Origin of the sequence: Acrocarpospora phusangensis, from assembly GCF_016862995.1 — a bacterium.
GTDB classification, from domain to species: domain Bacteria; phylum Actinomycetota; class Actinomycetes; order Streptosporangiales; family Streptosporangiaceae; genus Acrocarpospora; species Acrocarpospora phusangensis.
On sequence record NZ_BOOA01000001.1, the window covers coordinates 158,564 to 177,234 of the forward strand.

Annotated in this window: 14 protein-coding genes; 7 read left to right on the top strand and 7 right to left on the bottom strand. The window is 72.8% G+C overall.

The features are described 5' to 3' along the window. Positions 1-23 precede the first annotated feature (23 nt). On the top strand, positions 24-323 hold the full coding sequence (locus Aph01nite_RS00675; RefSeq protein ID WP_204038699.1) for a hypothetical protein: 300 nt from the start codon (positions 24-26) through the stop codon (positions 321-323). 230 nt (positions 324-553) lie between these two features. Continuing rightward, positions 554-1,018, top strand: coding sequence for an XdhC family protein (locus Aph01nite_RS00680; protein ID WP_239161295.1), 465 nt, complete (start codon positions 554-556; stop codon positions 1,016-1,018). A gap of 15 nt (positions 1,019-1,033) precedes the next feature. Here Aph01nite_RS00680 and Aph01nite_RS00685 read toward each other — a convergent pair whose 3' ends face one another. Beyond that, positions 1,034-2,314 carry a phytase gene (locus Aph01nite_RS00685; RefSeq protein ID WP_204038701.1) on the bottom strand — a complete coding sequence of 427 codons (1,281 nt, stop codon included), beginning with the start codon at positions 2,312-2,314 and terminating at the stop codon, positions 1,034-1,036. Between the two features lie 269 nt (positions 2,315-2,583). On the opposite strand from Aph01nite_RS00685, the gene Aph01nite_RS00690 reads away from it, so the two are divergent. Further along, positions 2,584-3,447, top strand: coding sequence for a class I SAM-dependent methyltransferase (locus Aph01nite_RS00690; protein ID WP_204038702.1), 864 nt, complete (start codon positions 2,584-2,586; stop codon positions 3,445-3,447). On the opposite strand, the gene Aph01nite_RS00695 is transcribed toward Aph01nite_RS00690, so the two are convergent. Genes Aph01nite_RS00695 through pstC form a run of 5 tightly spaced genes read right to left on the bottom strand, consistent with a single transcriptional unit; the run spans position 3,444 to position 10,713 of the window. Further along, on the bottom strand, positions 3,444-5,801 hold the full coding sequence (locus Aph01nite_RS00695) for an Ig-like domain-containing protein (RefSeq protein ID WP_204038703.1): 2,358 nt from the start codon (positions 5,799-5,801) through the stop codon (positions 3,444-3,446). The genes Aph01nite_RS00690 and Aph01nite_RS00695 overlap by 4 nt on opposite strands. 17 nt (positions 5,802-5,818) lie before the next feature. Beyond that, positions 5,819-7,741 (bottom strand): phosphate ABC transporter substrate-binding protein PstS, encoded by a 1,923-nt coding sequence (locus Aph01nite_RS00700; protein ID WP_204038704.1) that lies wholly within the window; start codon positions 7,739-7,741, stop codon positions 5,819-5,821. Next, the gene (locus Aph01nite_RS00705) at positions 7,738-8,562 is read right to left on the bottom strand and encodes a phosphate ABC transporter ATP-binding protein (RefSeq protein WP_204038705.1); all 825 of its coding nucleotides are present in this window, start codon (positions 8,560-8,562) and stop codon (positions 7,738-7,740) included. Before Aph01nite_RS00705 ends, Aph01nite_RS00700 begins: the two co-directional genes overlap by 4 nt. Continuing rightward, positions 8,559-9,707 (bottom strand): phosphate ABC transporter permease PstA, encoded by a 1,149-nt coding sequence (gene pstA, locus Aph01nite_RS00710; RefSeq protein ID WP_204038706.1) that lies wholly within the window; start codon positions 9,705-9,707, stop codon positions 8,559-8,561. The genes Aph01nite_RS00705 and pstA overlap by 4 nt, the downstream gene beginning before the upstream one ends. Position 9,708: 1 nt before the next feature. Further along, on the bottom strand, positions 9,709-10,713 hold the full coding sequence (gene pstC, locus Aph01nite_RS00715; protein ID WP_204038707.1) for a phosphate ABC transporter permease subunit PstC: 1,005 nt from the start codon (positions 10,711-10,713) through the stop codon (positions 9,709-9,711). Between the two features lie 307 nt (positions 10,714-11,020). Between pstC and Aph01nite_RS00720 the strand changes: the two genes are divergently transcribed. From Aph01nite_RS00720 to Aph01nite_RS41960, 4 genes are read left to right on the top strand one after another with little or no spacing between them, the layout of a single operon-like run. Next, positions 11,021-13,555: a hypothetical protein gene (locus Aph01nite_RS00720; protein ID WP_204038708.1), complete on the top strand. Its 2,535-nt coding sequence runs from the start codon at positions 11,021-11,023 to the stop codon at positions 13,553-13,555. Next, positions 13,552-14,937 (top strand): sortase, encoded by a 1,386-nt coding sequence (locus Aph01nite_RS00725; protein WP_204038709.1) that lies wholly within the window; start codon positions 13,552-13,554, stop codon positions 14,935-14,937. The genes Aph01nite_RS00720 and Aph01nite_RS00725 overlap by 4 nt, the downstream gene beginning before the upstream one ends. Positions 14,938-14,948: 11 nt before the next feature. Then, positions 14,949-17,156 (top strand): MATE family efflux transporter, encoded by a 2,208-nt coding sequence (locus Aph01nite_RS00730; protein ID WP_204038710.1) that lies wholly within the window; start codon positions 14,949-14,951, stop codon positions 17,154-17,156. A gap of 2 nt (positions 17,157-17,158) precedes the next feature. After that, a complete protein-coding gene (locus tag Aph01nite_RS41960) occupies positions 17,159-17,806 on the top strand; it encodes an acyltransferase (protein ID WP_275418169.1) in 648 nt (215 codons plus the stop codon). Here Aph01nite_RS41960 and Aph01nite_RS00740 read toward each other — a convergent pair. Further along, positions 17,748-18,614, bottom strand: a complete 867-nt coding sequence (locus tag Aph01nite_RS00740) for a sulfotransferase family protein (RefSeq protein ID WP_204038711.1) — start codon at positions 18,612-18,614, stop codon at positions 17,748-17,750. The two genes, Aph01nite_RS41960 and Aph01nite_RS00740, sit on opposite strands and share 59 nt — an antisense overlap. Positions 18,615-18,671: the final 57 nt, after the last annotated feature.

Below are 18,671 nucleotides of genomic sequence, written 5' to 3' on the forward strand. Positions count from 1 at the left end.
CGCCCACATGCCCTTATATCGGTATGAGCGATCAATGCCCGTGCGGCCACGATTTGTACTTCGAGCCGGTGACGTGGGAGGACGGATACGCCCTCTCCCTGCACTACGACAAGATCCGGCAACTTCTGGACATCGTGGTCCGGGACAACTCGCGATGGCTCGGAGTCGCCCGCTGTACGCGATGCGGACGCCTGTGGGGCGAGGACAGCATCACCTCCGGCCACGCCGACTTCCACTACGTCTACCCGATCACCGCCACCGACGCCGAAGCCTGGCTCGCCGCCGCGGAACCGCTCTCCCTGCCGCATCGGCGCCACCTCTGAAACCGCTTCTCACCGTTATCCGGCGCCGTTGACGCAGGTGACACTACTCGCCGTACCGGCGCCAAATGCCGCCGGCCGCATCCGTCAGAGACTCGGAACCGCTTTCGTTCGAGGCTTCAGAACCGCTCGGTCGAGCCCGGCGGCGTACTCTGACAGGACCAGGAGGTGCCGAGATGGTTCACGTTCATGATGCGTCTTGCGCGGTTGCCCATGGGGATGCTCCTCCCCGTGTGGAGACGAGGACGCTGGTGGCGGTCTTCGCCTCTCCGATGGCCGGATTTCTGCTGAAATACGCCGCCGATCTGGGATATCGGCCGCTGCTGTTCGAACCGGACCCGGAACATCAGATCGACCTCGCCGGAGTCAAGCGCGTCACCGAGCCCACCGCCGAGTTCGACGAGACGGCCGACGTCGTCGTCACCGACCATCACCGGGACGGGATCGGCCCCGTGCTCCGGGACGTGCTGGCCTGCCCGGTCCGCTGGGTCGGGATCATCGGCAGCCCCCGCCACCGGGGACCGCACATCCAGGCCCTCACCGACCTGGGCGTACCGGCGGAGGAGATCGCCCGGGTGCATCGCCCGATCGGGCTCGACATCGGATCCCGTACCCCTCCGGAGATCGCCATCGCCACGCTCGCCGGGCTGATCGCCGACCGGAACCACCGCCCGGGCGGCTTCGAGTTCGGCGGATGAGCCGGCCGGGGTGAATCAGCTCCGGGTGTCCACGATCAGACCCATCCCCCGGGCCAGCTCGTCCCATCGCACCAGTGCGAACCCGTTCCCCCCGGTACGCGCGGCCAGCATGCCCTTTCCGTACGGAGCGCCGAGGGCCAGATTGCTGACGGCGAGGCTGCCGTTCGCCGGGACGGAGCCGACGCGGAACTTCCCGAGGTAACGGACGGGCCGGCGGCCGTACACGGCGAAGCGGCCGTTTCCGGGTGTGGCGGCGATCAGGTAGCCGGTGTCGCCGGGGGCGCGGTAGAGGGCCAGCGCGCCGACGTCGTCCAGCCTGTCGCTGCCTTCGCCCACGCCGCAGGTGCCGTCGGCGGCCTGCGGGGCGCCGAACCGGGAGACCACGTCGACGAGTTCGGGTTCACCGGCGAGGTCCGGCGCGAGCTGCCAGATGCCGACGCCGCGCTGCGCGACGTAGAGGGCGGACGCGTCGGCCGCCAGGCCCACGACGGGGGCGGGACCGCACGGCGTCCACGGGTTCATGTCGTGGGTGACGAAGGCCGTCGGCAGGTCGATGGTCCGGACGACCTCGTAGACGACCTTGCGACCGGTGGCGGGCACGAGCCGCACCAGGGCGAGCCGGGCGGCGCCGTCCTGGGCCACGACCGCGTACACCCCGCTGCCGTCCTGCCAGACGGCGACGTCGCGCGGAGACCCGTCGGGGAAGACCACCGGCGCCTCGGGCGCGGTGACCTCCTCGACGAGCGGGTTCCCGAATCTCGCGGCCACCGGGCGGAACGCCAGCGCGTGCAGCCTGCCGGTCCCGCCGTCGGCGACCACCGCGAGGTCGTTGGTCCACCCGGGGTCGAACCGGAACCGGTACAGCACGTCCACCCCGGTCAGCCGGACCCCCGGGCCGTGCAGGCGGAGCAGGCGGCGGCCGGCCAGGTCGTACGCGGCGATGCCGCCGTCCTCGGCCGCGCCCACGACCACGCTCTTGCGCCGGTCGGTCGGGTGCCGCCAGATGCCCACCCCGGCGGCCACCCCGCCGGAGACCTGGGCCACGCCACGCGGGCGCACATAGACCTGCCCCTGCGCCTGGTTCCGGGGTTGGTTCCGGGGTTCCGCCTCGGTCCGCGGCTTCGGCTGCGCGGTGGCGGCCGGCGTGGGAGCCGGCTGCTCGGGCGTGGGGGCCACCACGATGTCGACCTCCGGGTCCGCCAGCAGGGCGGTGCCGGTCAGGTCCACGCCGGCGGAGACCGCCGTCACCAGCGCGACGGCGGCCACCACGGCCCCGGCGATCGGCAGCCTTCGCACAGGAGTCACTCCACCTTGTCGGAAACGCAGTCGGAAAACGCAGTCGGGATTCGCAGTCGGGATTCGCAGTCGGGAACTTACGGCGAGCCACGCCGAACAACAGCGAGGGCGGCCGATCATGGCGAAGTGGGACGAACCCCGGGCGAACGCCGTGACAACACCCACGCATGGACCGGTGAAGAACTCCACGCCGCGCCCGCGGGCCGGTGTTCCCCGGCTGTTCCCCGGCTGGATCGCCCCCGTTGGCGGGGTCTCGCTAGGAATCCCCCATGACGAACGCCGACACGCCGATCATCGGCCCGGGACGGCTGAGCCTGTCCGCCGCCCGCCATCCCAACCCCCTCTGGTGGACCCTCGGCCTCGGCCTGGGCCTGGCCAACGCGTTACGCCACCGCGGGAGGGGATACCGGCGGCCGAGGCCGTACTCGACCGAGGAGGTCGGGCGGAGCGTGGACTACGTGGTCGCCGTCGTCGACCGGTGGGAGGCGGACGGCGTCCGGAGCTGGCAGGGCCTGCGCGTGCTCGAGCTGGGGCCCGGCCCCGACCTCGGGACCGGCGCGGTGATCCTGTCCCGGGGCGCGGTCTCCTACACGGCGGCGGACCTGTTCCCGCTGGCCGGGGAGGCGGGCGCGCCCTACTACGCCGCGCTCGGGGAACGCCTGGGCGTGCCCGTGGACCTGGACCGGCTCGGCTACCACGTGACCGCGTTCCCCGGGCTGCCGGGGCTGGCCGGGCCCTACGACGTGGTGGTGAGCAGCGCCGCGCTGGAGCACTTCGACGACGTGCCCGCCACGTTCGCCCGGCTGGCCGAACTGGCCGCGCCGGGGGCGACCATGACCCACCACGTGGACGGCATGGTGCACATGCGCGGCATCCGCCCCCGCGACCCGCTCAACCTGCTCCGCTACTCCGACTGGACCTACCGGCGGATGAGCTTCCCCGGCGTGCCCAACCGGCTGCGGGCGAGCGACTACCTGGCGGCGGCCGAGGCGTCGGGCTGGCGGGCGCGCATCGTGCCCGGCCGCGTCGCCACGGACGCCTACGTCGAGCGGGTACGGCCCGGCCTGGCCAGGCCGTACCGGCATCGCACGGATCTGGGCACGCTGACCTTCAGCGTGGTCTGCGCGCGTTAGGGGCCGCCCCGGCCCCACGCGGTCGCGACGGTCGCCGGATCCGCGTACGTCGCGCCGCGCGCCTGGTTGAGCGCGGCGGCGAAGTCGTTCGCGCAGTACGACTCCCCGTCGCTGGTCCAGTGCGTCCGCCAGTCGCCGGTGCAGTCCCACTGGGTGCCGGTGCCGCCCAGGCGTTTGCCGCGCAGGAGCTTGTAGATCTGGAGGATGCGCCACTGCCCCGGCACGCCCGACAGCATCGCGGCCACCTGCTCCGGCGGGGTGTAGCGGGTCCCGTCCGTACGCGTCCCGAGCGCCGGCACCCAGTGGTAGCAGGTGAGGGCGGGGTCGTTGCACCAGTTGCCGGCCAGTCCCTGCACGCTCACGAAGTACGGCGAGACGGCCTGCTCCCGCAGATTCACGCCGTAGCCGTACTGGCGGGCGTAGGCGAAGCAGGTGGCCACCGGGTCGAGCTGGACCGCCGGGGTGGGCGGGCTGCCCGCGTACCCGGGGTAGAGGAACAGGCCCCAGGCCCGGTGGTGGCCGTGCGCGGCGAAGGCGTCGAGCGACCCGCAGGTCTCCGCGCGCAGGGTCTGCGGGGACGGCTGGGGCTGCCCGGCGGGCGGGGTCAGGTTGAGGTAGTTCGCGCTGTGGCTGACGAAGCTCCAGCCGTACTCGTCGCGGAGCCGCTCGGTCTCCGGCCAGGTGGCGTAGTCGGCGAGGGTGGCGTCGCAGACGTTCTCGCCGGCGTAGCGGACCACGACCGAGCCGGTCACCGGGATGCCCCGGCCGCGCAGATCGTCGGCGAGATCCCCGAAGAGCGGCACGGAGCCGCGCCTGGGCAGGCAGTTCTGGTCGACCGCGCCGAGCTGCGTACGGCTCGCGAGCAGCGTGACGTACCCGGGCCCGGCGCCGCTGCCCCGGCTGAACGGCGTGGCTGCCGTGGCCGTGAGGCCCCGGTCGTCCACCGCTTCCACGCGCAGGGTGAAGTTGCCGTACGAGGGCGGGGTCCAGGTGGCCGACCAGGCCGCGCCCTGCCGTACGGGCCGGAAGAAGGCGAAGGCCGCGCCCCAGCCTCCGGTGGCGGGCTGCCAGTACTGGCCGGTGTCCCGGTTGACGACGTGGAGGCGTACGTCGCTCACTGCGGTGTCGTCGGTGGCGGTGCCGGACAGGGCGATCGGGCCCGTGCCGTACCCCTTGCCGGGAACCGGCGCGGTGATCGCCACCTCGGGGGCGAACGCGGCCGAGTCCGGCCCGCCGACCGTGAAGGGCACGCGCGGATAGGCCGGGTCCTCCTGGCCGGCCGCGTCGACGGCGATGAACTCGGCCTGGTAGGCGCCGGGGCCGGGTGGCGTCCACGTGAAGGACCAGCCGGTCCGGGTGAAGATCTGCTGCCCGTTGGCCACGGAGGCCCGGCCGCCGTCGCGCGGCCCGGTCAGCGTGACCGCGCGCCGCTGGTAGGCGCCCCAGGTCCCGTCGGAGCGCAGCCACTTGCCGGTGCCCCGGTCGAGCAGGGCCACGGCGACGGAGGCGACGCCGCGCGCGTCGTCCGCGACGCCCTCCCATTTCACCGGCCCGCCGCCGGGGAAGGCCCGCCGGGTGGTCGTGACGCCGGCCGTGGGGGCGCCGGCGTCGGCGAAGAAGCTCCGGCTGACGTCGCGGGTGGCGCCGGACCCGTCCCGCACCTTGACGGCGAAGGTGTACTGGCCGTCCTCCGGCGGCGTCCACCGGAACGTCCACGCGAACGTCCCCGTGCCGGTGGCGGGCGCGGCCTGGAGGGCCTCGTACGTGGTGTCCCAGGTCCCGTCCGGATGCCACCACTGCTGGGTGCCCACGTTGCGTACGGCCACCCGGATGTCGGTGACCGCCACGTCGTCGGTGGCCAGGCCGCGCAGCACCAGCTCCCGGCCCCGGGGGACGATGGCGTCCTTGGCGGGCTCGGCGATCGCGGCGTCCGGCTGGGCCCCGGTGGCGGCGGGCAGTTCGGTGACGGTGAACCGGCGGAACGGCAGGGCCGGGTCGGTGGAGCCGTCGGCGGCGGTCGCCACGGCCTGAACCAGGTAGTCACCCGGCTCCCCGCCCGGCCAGGTGTAGCTCCACGCGCCGTCCGGGCCGACGGCCACGCTCTGCGCCTGGTAGTCGCCCCAGGCGCCCGGCCGCCACCAGAGCTTGCCGGCGCGGTCCTGGACGGCGACCCGGACGGAGACCGCCCCGGTCGCGGTGCCGCGGACGGTGACGGGGGCGCGGGAGTGCGGCGTGCCCTCCCCGGGCGTGATGATCTGCGCCGTGGGCGCGGCGACCGCGCTCCCGGCGAACGGCGGGACCACGATGACCGCCGCGCCCAGCAGGGCCGCGACGACGAGCCGTCGGATTCTCACGTTCGATGGCCTGTCTCTCAGTGCCGGCGGGCGCGGCGCAGCCGGGCCACCGTCCCGGCCAGGGCGGGACCGAAGACGACCGCGACCAGCGCGAGGACCATCGTGAGCAGCGTCCAGGGCGTGCCGGCGGCCTCCGCCACCTTCTTGACCTCGACCGCGGCGCCGCCGGCCAGTTGCGGATTGATGCTGCTGTTGCCGCCGCCGGTGCCCGAGCCGGCCAGCGGGAGGACCTGCCCGTCGGTGGCGACGCCGGGCGTGGTCCCCTCGCCGGTCACCGCCGGCGTCTCCTGGCCGGTCGGCGTGCCGGTGCCCGGGGCGTCGCCCCCGCCGCCGTCCTCGGAGTCCGGCGTGAGGCCGCCCGTCCCGCCCGTGTCCCCCGTGCCGCCGGTGCCCGGCTTGCCGGAGCCGCCGGTCGGGCTGGAGCCGCCGGGCTTGGCGGATTCGCTGGGATTTCCGCCTGACCCGCCGCCCCCGGAACCACTTGCTCCCGGGGAAGGACTCGCACTGGGACTGGCCGAATTGTTCTGCGCATTGTTGTTGTTATTGTTATTGCTGTTGTTGTTGCTGTTGTTCTCGTTGTTCTGGTCGTTGTTATTGTTGTTCTGCTCGTTGTTCTGATTCTGGTTGTTGTTTCCGGGCGGATTCTCCTCGACCGCCTCCTCGCCCTCCTCGCCGCATTTCTGCCCGTTCGGCAGGGCGAGGCTCTTGTAGTACTGGCCCCACTGGTCACCGGCGGTGGGCAGCGCCGGATGGCCGGGCACCGACGCGAGCGCGCTCAGGCCCTGGTTGATGAGCTCGGTCGGGAGCTGCGAGTAGCCGATCTGGTCGACGTTCTTCTGCCCGTCGGTGATCGCGTGCAGGGTGAACTTGCTGATCACCTCGCCCTTGGCGGCGTCGTACCCGTCGGTCGGCACGATGATGTAGTTGTAGCTGGAGATGGGGTACGCGTTGGCGTGCGGATGCGCGTACACGTCGGTCAGGTCGTAGGTGCCGTCGCTCTTGCGGCGGGCGGCGGTCAGGGCGATGGCCTGGCTGCAGGCGGTCGGCTCGGCGTAGTTGCCGGAGGCGTTCTTCAGCTTGACCACCGGCAGGCCGACCTGGATCGCGTAGGCGTACTCGGCGTACCCGATGGCGCCCTTGCCCGCCTGCCCCTGCTGCACGGTGATGGCGACCGTGTCGGAGCCGTTCTTGTACTCGACGCCCGAGCCGCGGTTCTCCGGCCACTCGTCGGTCGCGCCGCAGGTGTTGTTCTTGCAGTCCTCGGACGGGGAGGCGGGCGGCAGGCCGGGACAGCCCTCGCTCCGGGCGCAGCCGCCCTCCATGTACCCGCGCCACCGGTCCCCCGCCTGCTTGCTGAGGTACTCGGTGAACACCGAGGTCGTCCCGGAGCCGCCCTTGCGCACCACTGGGTAGATCGGGTGGTGGGGCAGCCGGGCGGCGATCTCCGGGTTCTCGGCCTTGATGTCGGCGTCGTCCCAGAACATCTCCGGCTCGCCGCGGTACTGGGTGTAGTACGCGCTGGTGAAGATCTTGACCAGCAGCGGCCCGGACAGCTTCAGCCCGGTGATGGCCTGCCCGGCGTTGTCCTTGATGCTGTACATGACGGCCGTGCCCCCGCCCACCAGCGGCATGTACGTGTACGGGAACTCCGGCACCGCCTCGGTCCCGAGCCCCTCCGGGAACCGGTACGACACGTCGCTGGACGCGAAGTCGGCGTTCTCCCGCTTCGCGAACCGGTCCCGCCCGGCGGTGGACCCCACCTGCTGGTAGTTGATCGACAGCCCCTGCCGCCGTACGTCCACGATCCACTGCTGGATCGCCAGGTAGGCGAAGGTGGACCCGGCCCCGTTCACGGTCGGCAGGTCCGCGCCGCTCGCGGGCGCGGGCCCGGCCCCCAGGAAGAGCGCGACCATCAGCAGCGACACCACGACGCGGCTCATCCGAACCTCCCGTTCACGTAGTCGGCGGTGCGCGGGTCCTCGGGCGAGCCGAAGATGTGCTCGGTGGCGCCCTGCTCGACGACCCGGCCCGGCTCGTCCTCGGCCGCCAGGAAGAAGGCGCAGTGCTGGGAGACCCGCTGGGCCTGCTGCATGTTGTGGGTGACGATCACGATCGTCACCTGGTCCTTGAGTTCATGGATGGTCTCCTCGATCCGGCGGGTGGAGGTCGGGTCGAGCGCCGAACAGGGCTCGTCCATGAGCAGCACGTCCGGCCGGACCGCCAGCGACCTGGCGATGCAGAGCCGCTGCTGCTGGCCGCCGGAGAGCCCGCCCGCCGGGGCGTTCAGGCGGTTGCGCACCTCGTTCCAGAGGCCGGCGCGGCGCAGGCTCTCCTCGATGAGCTGCTCCCGGTTGGGGGCCTTGCGGCCGGTCAGCTTGAGCCCGGCCATGACGTTGTCGCCGATCGTCATGGCGGGGAACGGGTTGGGCTTCTGGAAGACCATGCCGATCCGCCGCCGCACCTCGGTGATGGGCAGCGCGGTGCCGTAGATGTCGTCGCCGTCCAGCAGCACGCTCCCGGCCAGCGTGGCGATCGGGACGAGCTCGTGCATGCGGTTGAGGATCCGCAGGAAGGTGGACTTGCCGCAGCCGGACGGGCCGATCAGCGCCGTCACGACCCCGGCGCGCATGTCGATGTCGACGCCTTCCAGCACCCGGCGGGAGCCGAACCAGGCCGACACCCCGACCCCGCGCAGCGTCCCCCCGGCCGGCTGGACGACAGCTGTGGCTTCCTGGCGGGCCTCGGTCTCCTGGGTGCTCATTTCGCCGCCCCTCTCCGGCGGCGGCTCTTCCCGCCGGGGCCGGCGCCGCCCGCCAGCCGGGCCAGCACGAACAGCACCAGCACGAGGATGAGCAGCAGCAGCGCGCCGCCCCAGGCACGTTCCACGAAGGTCTCCTTGGAGCTTCTGATCTGGTTGAACACGAAGAGCGGGATGTTGTCCTGGTAGTCGGAGAAGGGGTTGACGTTGAGGATGTTGGTCCCGCCCACCGTGAGCAGCACCGGCGCGGTCTCCCCGACCACCCGGGCCATGCCGAGGATCACCGCGGTCGCCAGCCCCGCCCGCGCGGTCGGCAGCACCACCAGCAGCACACTCCGCCAGTACGGCGAGCCGAGCGCCAGCGCCGCCTCGCGCAGGCTGCCGGGCACCACGCGGAGCACCTGCTCGGCCGCGATGGTCACCGTGGGCAGCATCAGGATGGTCAGGGCCAGGCTGCCCGCGAACCCGGAGAACCCCCACCCCGTCCGGATGACCACGATCGAGTACACGAACAGCCCGGCCACGATGGAGGGCAGCGCGGTCATCGCGTCGGCCACCAGCCGGGTGGGGCGGGCCAGCGGGCCGGTGATCTCGCTCAGGTAGACGGCGGTCAGCACGCCGAGCGGCACCGCGATGAGGGTGGCGATGCCGAGTTGCTGCAGGGTTCCGACGAGCGAGTGGAGCAGCCCGCCGTCGCCGGCCTCGGAGAGCGGCCCGGTCAGCTCCATGGTCTCGGTCAGGAAGCCGAAGTCGATCACGCCCAGGCCGCGGATGGTGACGTACCCGACCACCAGGAAGATCGGGGAGAGGGCCAGGGCCGCGCCGGTGGTGATCAGGATGGAGGCCAGCCGGTCCCGGGCGGCGACCGGGCCGTGGCCGTCCCGGACGACCAGCCAGTAGATGGGGAGCGTGAGCGCGTACCAGGCGACGGCGAACGCCACGCCCTGGATGCGGAACGGGAGGAACCTGTCGAAGATCAGCCAGGTCAGCAGCAGCGCGGAGGCGGCGGATCCGGCGAACTCGCCGACATCGGCCCAGCGCCAGGCCCGCGGCCTCCGCCGGGGCGCCCGCATCGCCACTTCTGCCGATTTATCCGAAATATCAGGCTTTTCGTCGGGCTTGGGGGCGATCGCGCGGGTCGCGGCCATGTCAGGCCGCCGACTTCGCGCGCTCGACCACGGTCGCGGCCAGCAGGTTGATCACGATGGTCACCAGGAAGAGCGAGAGACCCGCCGCCATGAGCGCGCTCAGGCCCAGCTCCTGGGCGTCGAAGAACTCGACGGCGATACCGCTGGCCACGGTGATGCCCCCGGTCTCCAGGATCTGCGGCTTGATCTCGAAGCGGATGTTGAGGATCAGCGTGGCCGCGATGGTCTCGCCGAGCGCCCGGCCGAGCCCGAGCATCGAGCCGCCGACGATGCCGGTGCGCCCGAACGGCAGGATGACCGTGGTGATCATGCCCCATCGGGTGCCGCCGAGCGCCAGCGCGCCCTCGCACTCGTGCCGGGGAGCCTGCGAGAGCACCTCGCGAATGATCGAGGTGGTGATCGGGATGGCCATCAGCGCGATCACCAGGCCGGCGTTGAAGAGCGAGGAGCCGGTCGCGATGGCCCGCATGAAGGGGAGCGTGCCGCCCAGCTGGGCGACCAGCCAGCCCTCGATCGGCTGCAGCCACGGGACCAGGAAGAACAGCCCCCAGAGCGCGAAGATCAGGCTGGGGATGGCCGCCATCAGGTCGACCAGCGAGGTGAGCGCGGCGCGCAGCGCCCTGGGGGCGTACTCGTTGATGAAGACGGCCGTGGCGAGGGCCAGCGGCACGGTCGCCAGCATGGCCACGATCGCGGTCACGGCGGTGCCGTACATCATGGCGGCCACCCCGAACTCGGGCGGCACGGAGTCGGGGTCCCAGCGCTGGGTGGTCAGGAAGCCGAACCCGGCGGCCCGGAACGCGGGCAGCGCCTCCAGCAGCAGGAAGACGCCGATCAGCACGATGATCAGCAGGGTGATCCCGGCCCCGGTCGTCGCCAGCGCCCGGTAGAAGCGGTCGCTCCGGCTCATCCTGGCCTCGATCCGGCGCGGGCCGTCCGCTTCCGGGGGCTCCCCCAGCCCGAGGGCCGCGAGGCCGGTGGGTCCCTCGGAGTCGTTCGCTTCCACCGTCTTCCTTTCACTAAGCCTCTCGAAGGCATATGACAGTCCGAAGTGTCGCCATGGTGAGCTGTCCGCATCACCAATCCCGGGTTAACGAGAACGGGCGCGACAATTGCCAGTCGCGGCGAATGACGAGGTCAGGTGAATTCCGCCGCGATTCCCGTGTCCGCGGCGCGACGCGCCAGTGAACACTCATCTGCGGGCGTCGATGCCATTGCCGGGGGCCTACCCGAACGCTTTTCTTTTGGGGGATTACTGCCATTCGCCAGTGGAGAGCACCGTGTTGCGAGCGTCACGCAGGACTATCGCCGTCGTGGGGGCGATCGCGATCGCCGCGGCCGTCCTGACGCTTCCCCCCCGGGAACCGACCAGCGCCATGGCCGCCGCCGCGGCCGAACTGCCCACCGTGGAGGTCTGGACCGAGCCGGCCGGGGGCACCCGGGCCGACGGTCCCGGCGTCGTGGACCTCGACCCCGGCCAGACGGTGACGGTCCGGTGGCGCAACTTCGCCCCGAACACCGCGGTCTCCCTCACCCAGTGCGTCAACCCGTCCCGGATGTACTTCAGCATCACCGGCCAGCTCCCGGTCTGGGACGACCGCAAGGGGTGCGCCCACCAGACCCGCGTCCGCGGCATGACCGGGCCCGACGGCACCGGCTCGGCGGCCTTCCCGGTCCGGGTCGGCATCATCGACCCCAGCGTGGTCTCCGAGTGGGAGAACGGCGGCCGGGCCGCGAACCTCCCGTTCCCGTGCAACGGCCAGAACAAGACCAGGCCGCAGGAGCTGACCTGCACCATCGTGGTCAGCGAGTGCGAGTGGAGCCAGCCGCTCGACCTGGACCCCGCCACCGCCCCGCCGACCGCGCGCACCCGCGCCACCGCGCCCGGCGACCCGGCCGGGGTGGCGGTCGCCGCGATCAGCGGCCTGCTCCGCTTCAAGAACGACGCCGCCGGAGCGCCGATCACCACGCACATCCCGCCGCTGGAGCCACCGCCGGTGCCGGAACCGAACATCCCGCCCCTCCCCGACCCGCCCACCACCCCCCGCCTCGGCGACCAGGTGAGTCTCTCCGGGAGCAGCAACATCGCGGCGGTCATGGAGGCGTGGACCGAGGGCGCGCTCCAACTCCCCCGGCACGTCGACGTCTCGGTCACCCGTTCCACGTCCGAACTGGGCGCGACCAGCCTCAAGGCCGGCTTCGACAGCGCGTTCGCGCGCGGCGCCGACTTCACCGTCACCAGCGTGCCGTTCGACCTGCTCGACACCCCGGACAGCGGCGCGCTGACCGGCAAGGTGGTGTACGCGCCGATCTCCCTCACCGCGCTCGCCATCGCCAACAGCGCCGAGTACGCCGGGGCGATCGTGCGGGACGCCCGCCTGGACGCCGACACGGTGGCCCGCATGCTCAACGGCGACTCGGGCGAGTCCGCCACCCACGTGCCCGGGTGGGGATCCCTCGGCGGGTCCACCCGTCCGACCCTGCTCGCCGCCCAGAACCGCGGCTGCGAGCTCCCGCCCAAGAAGACCGTCAACCGGGGCGTACGGCTCGGCGCGTCGGGCCAGAGCCGGCTGCTCTCCCAGTGGATGGCCGCCAACCTCACCCCCGACCAGTACGGCAAGCTCTTCGAGACCCCGCCCGGCAGCACCCGCCTGGTGCCGCTCTACCCGGGCTACAGCGGCTACATCTTCGGCTGGGAGGCCAGCGAGCGCATCGCCAGCCGGTACGGCACGGTCAAGGACGACGACCCCAACGCGGCCCGGGTCCGCGGCGAGACCGGCGGGCTCGGCTACGTGGACGTCACCGAAGTGGGCGCGCTGGCCGAGCGGGGCTTCCCGCTGGGCGTGTCGCCGCTGCGCAACGCGGCCGGAAAGTACGTGCCGCCGGACGCGGCCTCGATCCTGGCCGGGTTCGGCCTGATGACGGAGAACGCGGACGGCACGCGGACCCCGGCGTTCGGCGCCACCGGGGCCGCCGGCGCGTACCCGATGCCGATGATCCACTACCTGGCGGTCCCGGCGAACGGGAGCGACGGCGCCAACCCGTTGCCCGAGGGCAAACGCCTGGCCGTCGCCGGGTTCCTCCGGTACGTCGTCGGCGACGCGGCCCAGGCGAAGGTGGCCGAACTGGGCGGGGCCGAACTGCCGGACGCCCTCCGGGAGCAGTCCCTGGCCATCGCCGAGGACCTCGAGTCGGCCACCGGCGTGAGCCCCTCTCCGTCGCCCACGCCGACCTCCTCCAGCACGCCGACGCCGCCGGCCGACGACGATGACGACGACGACGGGGCCGATGGCGGCTCCCAGGTCGACGGCGGCGACAACGACGGCCGGACCTTCACCGAGACCGGCGAGCGGCAGGCTCCCGTCGACGACGCCGACATCCGTGACGGCGAGCGGGTCACCGTGCGCGTCACCGTGACGCCGAGCCCGCCCGCGCGCCCTTCCTCCACGCCCAGCGAGCGGAACGACTCCCCCAGATCCGGTGGGGACAGATCTGGTGGCGGCGGAAGTGACGACAGTGGAGCGGACGACGATCCGGTCGTGGAAACGCCCGGCGACGTCCCCGTCGACCCGTCTCCCACCGATCCCGGTACGGGCGGCGCCCTGCCCTCGGAGACCCCTTCCGACGCACCCGTCAACCTCGTGCAGGACGAAGGCTCCGTACGCGCCGGGAAGATCCCGGAGGGTGCGGCCGTGGTGCCGTTGAGCGTGCTCCTGGTGCTGGGACTGCTCGGGGTCATGGTCGGCGGATCGTGGCGCGGCTACCAGTACTGGCAGGTGCTCCAGGCCCGCCGCCGGCCGGAACCGGCCCCGCAGCAGAATCCGGGCGGGACAGGCACTCCGGCATGACCGCGAACGACCCTGCGCTGTCGGTCGCCGTCGAGACGGCGGCCCGCACGATCGAACGCCTGGAGGCCAGTGTCGCGCGCGCGGCGAGCGGCATGGCCCCGCACGAGCACGCCAACGCGCTGGTGATCGCCGGTTCGGCCTCGGTCCTGCTGGGCCAGCTGGAACTCGCCGCCCCCCGGGACGACGAGTCGCTGCGCGAGCACACCACCGGCCTGCGCATCCGCTACGACAGCGCCCTGCTCCGCCTCGGCGGAACCCCGGCCACCGCGCCCTACCCGTATCCACAGCCATATCCGCAGCCGTATCCGCCGATGGGCGCGGCGTCCTGGATCCAGGTCGCGCCCGGCCAGTTCGTGATGGCGCCCGCGCAACCGGTCATACCGATACCGCAACCGACACCGCAGCCCGCGGGCCGGCCGGTGGGGACGCCGGTGATGCCCGCGGCGTGGCCGCCGCCGATGACGGCCCCGCCCGTCCGGAAGCGGCGAAGCGTCGCGGAAACCCTCGGCGGCCTCCCCGACGAGATCAAGCGCATGGGCCGGGCCGCGATCAGCGCGATCACCATCATGGGCGTCCTGCTGCTCGCCTTCTCCTGGTACGCGTCCTGGTTCGGCCACCTGATGTACGAACGCAACCAGCGCATCATGCTGGACGAACTCAACGAGGACTTCACCGCCGCCGCCACGATCGCCGCCGCCCCCCAGGCCACGGACAAGGACCTCACGGCGATCCCGCCCCGCGGGAAACCGATCGCCCTCCTGGAGATCCCGAAGCTGGGCCTGCGCGAAGTCGTCGTCCAGGGCACCGGCACCGCCGAGTTGCGGGCTGCCGTCGGCCACTACCGCCCGGCCCCGATGCCGGGGCAGTCGGGCAACGCCGTCCTGGCCGGGCACCGCGCCCTCTACGGCAGCCCGTTCGACCGGCTGGCCGAGATGGTCCCGGGGGACAAGGTCATCGCGACGACCCAGGAGGGCCGGTTCACCTTCACCGTCGAACTGGTGGAGGAGGCCGGCACCGGCCACGACGACTTCCTCGGCCAGGAGACCTTCGTCAACCGGCTGACGCTGCTCACCACCGCGGAGAACGGCGGGCAGGGCGGCCGGCTGGCCGTGGTGTCCCGGCTGGACGGCCTGCCGGCCTCGCTCAAGACCGTGGATCCGTCGCAGCCCAAGGCGGACGAGCTCGGGCTGGGGCGGGACACCACCGCCTGGTGGCCCGCGCTCGGCTGGGGCGCCGCCCTGTTCGCGCTGCTGGCGGGAACGATCCAGCTCTACCGCCGGTGGCGGCGCACCTCCGCGTATCTGATCACCACGCCGCCGCTGCTGGCCGCCGGACTGCTCTGGTTCGAGGCGCTGGCCCGGCTGATCCCCTCGACGTACTGAGACGCCCTGACATGGCGAGGAACGGGCTGAAGTCGCTGGCGGGGTTCGCCGACCAGGCCGTGGCGAGCGCCACCAACGTCGCGCTGACCGTCGTGGTGGCCCGCGAGGTGGATCCGTGGACGCTGGGGGCGTTCGCGGTGGCGTACACGCTCTATCTGGTCGCGGTGGGGCTGTCCCGGGCGGTGGCCAGCGAGCCGCTGCTGGTCAGGTACAGCCACGTGCCGGGGGACGCGCACCGGGAGGGCGCGCGGCGGTCCACCGGGGTGGCGATCGTCATCGGCGTGGCGGGCGGCCTGGGCATGGTGGCGGTGGCGCTGCCCGCCGGCGGCGCGATCGCGGACGCGGTGGTGCCGCTCGGGCTCTTCCTGCCCGCGCTGCTGCTGAAGGACGCCTGGCGGTTCGTCTTCCTGGCGGCGGGACGGCCGGGCCAGGCGATCGTCAACGACCTGGTGTGGGCGCTCGCGCAGGTGGCCTGCGTGGGCGGGGTGATGGCGGCGGACCGGCCGCAGGTCGGGTGGTTCGTGGCCGCGTGGGGGGCGGCGGCGCTGGTGGCGTGCGTGGCGGGGGCCGTACAGGCCGGGCTGGCGCCGTCGCCGTGGCGGGCGGGCCGGTGGCTGCGGGAGCACCGGGACCTGTTGCCGAGTTACACGGTCGACTTCGCGGCGCGGGCGGGCGGGCGCAATCTGACCCTGCTGGCGGTCGGCTGGGTGGGCGGGCTGCCCGCGCTGGCCGCGATCCGGGCGGCCGAGGTGCTCTTCGGCGGGCTGAACGTGGTGCTCCAGGCCGGATACCTGGTCGCGATCCCGCAGGCGGTCGGCGCGTTCCGGAGGTCGGCGGCGGCGCTGCGGGCGGCGGTGTTCGCCCAGTCGGGGCTGCTGGTCCTGCTCTCCCTCGGCTACTCGGCGGTGGTCCTGCTGATCCCGGACGCGTGGGGCCGGGCGCTGGTCGGGCAGACCTGGTCGATCGCCGAGGACGTGCTGCTCGCGCAGGCGCTGCTCTACACCGGCATCGCCGCGATCACCGGCCCGGTGGTCGGCCTGCGGGCGCTCGGCGACGCCCGGCGCAGCGCCGTGGTGCGCCTGCTGCTGGTTCCGCTCTACATCGCTTCGAGCGTGGCGGGGGCCTCCCTGGCGGGGGCGGCGGGCGCCGTCCTGGGCCTGGGGCTCGCCCACCTCGCCGGGCTGATCCTGTGGATCGCCCAGTTCCGGACCCTGCTTCACATCCCACCCTCTCCTCAAGGAACCTCCATGGAACTCAACGCGTACGGCCGGCGGCACCGCGGGATCCTCGTGCCGCTCCTCCTGGTGCCGCTGGTCGCGGCGGGCGGCGGCCTGGGCTGGGCGGCGATCCAGCCGGCCACCTACCGGCACGTCACCGAACTGCAGATCCCGGCGCCCTCCGACACCGCCAGCGCGGCCACCGCCGAGCAGAGCGTGGCCACCTTCCGCAGCCTGATCAACTCGCCCTCGGTCGTGAACGCGGTGGCCCGCGACACCGGCGTGGACGTGGCCGTCATCCGGGCCGGTCTCACCACGGAACGGCCGTCGCAGGACAAGGAGCGCGGCAACGTGGTCCAGGTCGTGTTCACCGGCGACGACCGGGCCACCGCCCCCAAGGTGACCAGCGCGGCGGCCGTCACCGCGGCCAACGAGCTGCTCGGCCCCAACATCGAGCGCGCCCGCGGCAACGTGGACGGCGCCCAGGCCGCCGCCGACGAGCGGGCCGAGGCGGTCTCCGACGCGATGGCCACCGGCGGTCTGGTGCCCGACCGCTACCGGGTGCTGCTCGGCGAGATCACCCGTCTGAAGACCGAGCTGATCGCCCCGTCCGGCAACCGCAGGCGCGGCGTGATCGCCCGCGCGCTGCGCGAGCGGGAGGCCGAGCAGAAGGCGATCGCCACGCAGGTGGTGCCGTTCATGATGTTGCAGAACCGGGCCGACCAGGCCAACCGCTCCCTCATCGACGCCTACGCCAAACTCCGCGAGGTGGAGGGCCGGCTGTCCCAGGCGCGCGCCTCGATCGTGCCGCTGACCACCGAGGCCGAGGCGATCCCGAAGGCCCCCGTCATGATCCGCGCCGGCGCGATGGGCGCGGGCGTCGGGGTGCTGCTGGCCATCGTCGCCCTCGGCCTGCGCGAGCTGCTGCGGACGGGCCGCCGGGACCGGGACGAGGAGGAGCTGCTCCCTCCGGCCCCCCAGCAGCTGCCCGAGCGGGTCTGAGCATGTATCCGGCCTATCTGGCCATGGTGCGGGGCTGGTACCGGGCCTGGCGGCTGGCCGGAATCGGCTGCTGGACGCTGCTGTTCCGGGTGCGGTACGCGCCGTTCGTGCGCATGCACCCGACCAGCAGCGTCTGGGGGCCGGTCAAGCTGCGGCCGTTCTGGTTCAGGGACGGCCGCGCCCGCGCCGACATGCTCAGGATCGAGCTCGGCCCCCGGGCCCACCTGGAGGGGTCGGTGATCATCCAGGGCGGCGGGCGGTTCGTCCTGGGAGCGAACTCCTTCGTCGGGAGCCTTTCGGTGATCGGCGTCAACGACTCCGTGGTGGTGGGCGCGAACGTGATGATCGCGCAGGCGGTGTCCATCCGGGACACCGACCATCGGGCCGGCGACGCGGCGGCGCTAATGATCGGGCAGGGCATCGAGACGGCCGGCGTCGTCATCGAGGACGACGTGTGGATCGGGCACGGGGTGACCGTGCTGCGCGGGGTGACCGTCGGACGCGGGGCGATCGTGGCGGCCGGGGCGGTGGTGACCCGCGACGTGCCGCCGGGCACGGTGGCGGGCGGGGTCCCGGCGCGGACGCTGCGGGTCAGACCGGGTAACCCCACGCTTCCAGATGCGTCCGGAGCGCACCGGTCAGCAGGGTGAGCTGCGCGGCGGTGAGGTCACGCCGGTAGGCCTCCGCGCGGGAGCCGGTGAAAGTGTGGCGGCGGAAGCCCCGTTCGAAGGCCGGCGTCCAGGGCAGGCCGAGGAAGTCGAGCATGATCCCGAAGTGCTTCCGCGGGTCGTCGAGCACGTCCTCGTAGCGGATCTCCAGCCAGTCGTCCGTCCTGGCCCGCTCGTACGCGTCCAGCAGGAGCTTCCAGGCCAGCCCGGCCAGCAGCACCTGCGAGCGTCCCGAGTCCTCCCAGTCCCTGGCGTACTCGGCGGGCAGCGGACCGAAATGCCAGCCGGACGGGCCGAGATGGCCGCGCCACCAGGGCATCTGGAGGAACGAGTTGGCCACGGCCCGGCCGTCCCTGACGATGTGCACGACCTTCGCGGCCGGGAAGACCTCCCGCAGCAGGCCGGTACGGGGCCAGCCGGTGAACTTGTGCAGATAGTGCGGGCTGCCCTCGGCGGCGGCGCGGTCGTCGAAGAACGCGCGGAGCCGCCCGGCCAGCCACGGGGTGACGTCCTCGCCACGCGGGTCGCGCTCGGGGTCCACGAGCGCGGGACCGACCTCCCTGGCCAGCGCGCGGTAGCCCTCGGAGGGGGCGAACCGGGGCCGGCCCTTGGCGTTGAGCCAGGGCGGCGTCCTGCGGTAGATCACGCCGCTGCGCCGCCGGATCGAGGCGGGGAGGCGGGCGTACCTGTCGTCCAGGTTCGAGACGAAGCCGACGTCGGGGTGCCTGGCCAGCACCTCGTGCACCAGCGTGGACCCGCACCGGCCGGTTCCGACCACGAAGCTGAGCACCGAAGACCCTCCGGAGGGAACGGGGCAGCCGGACCCGGCGAGCCCACCGGGTCCGGC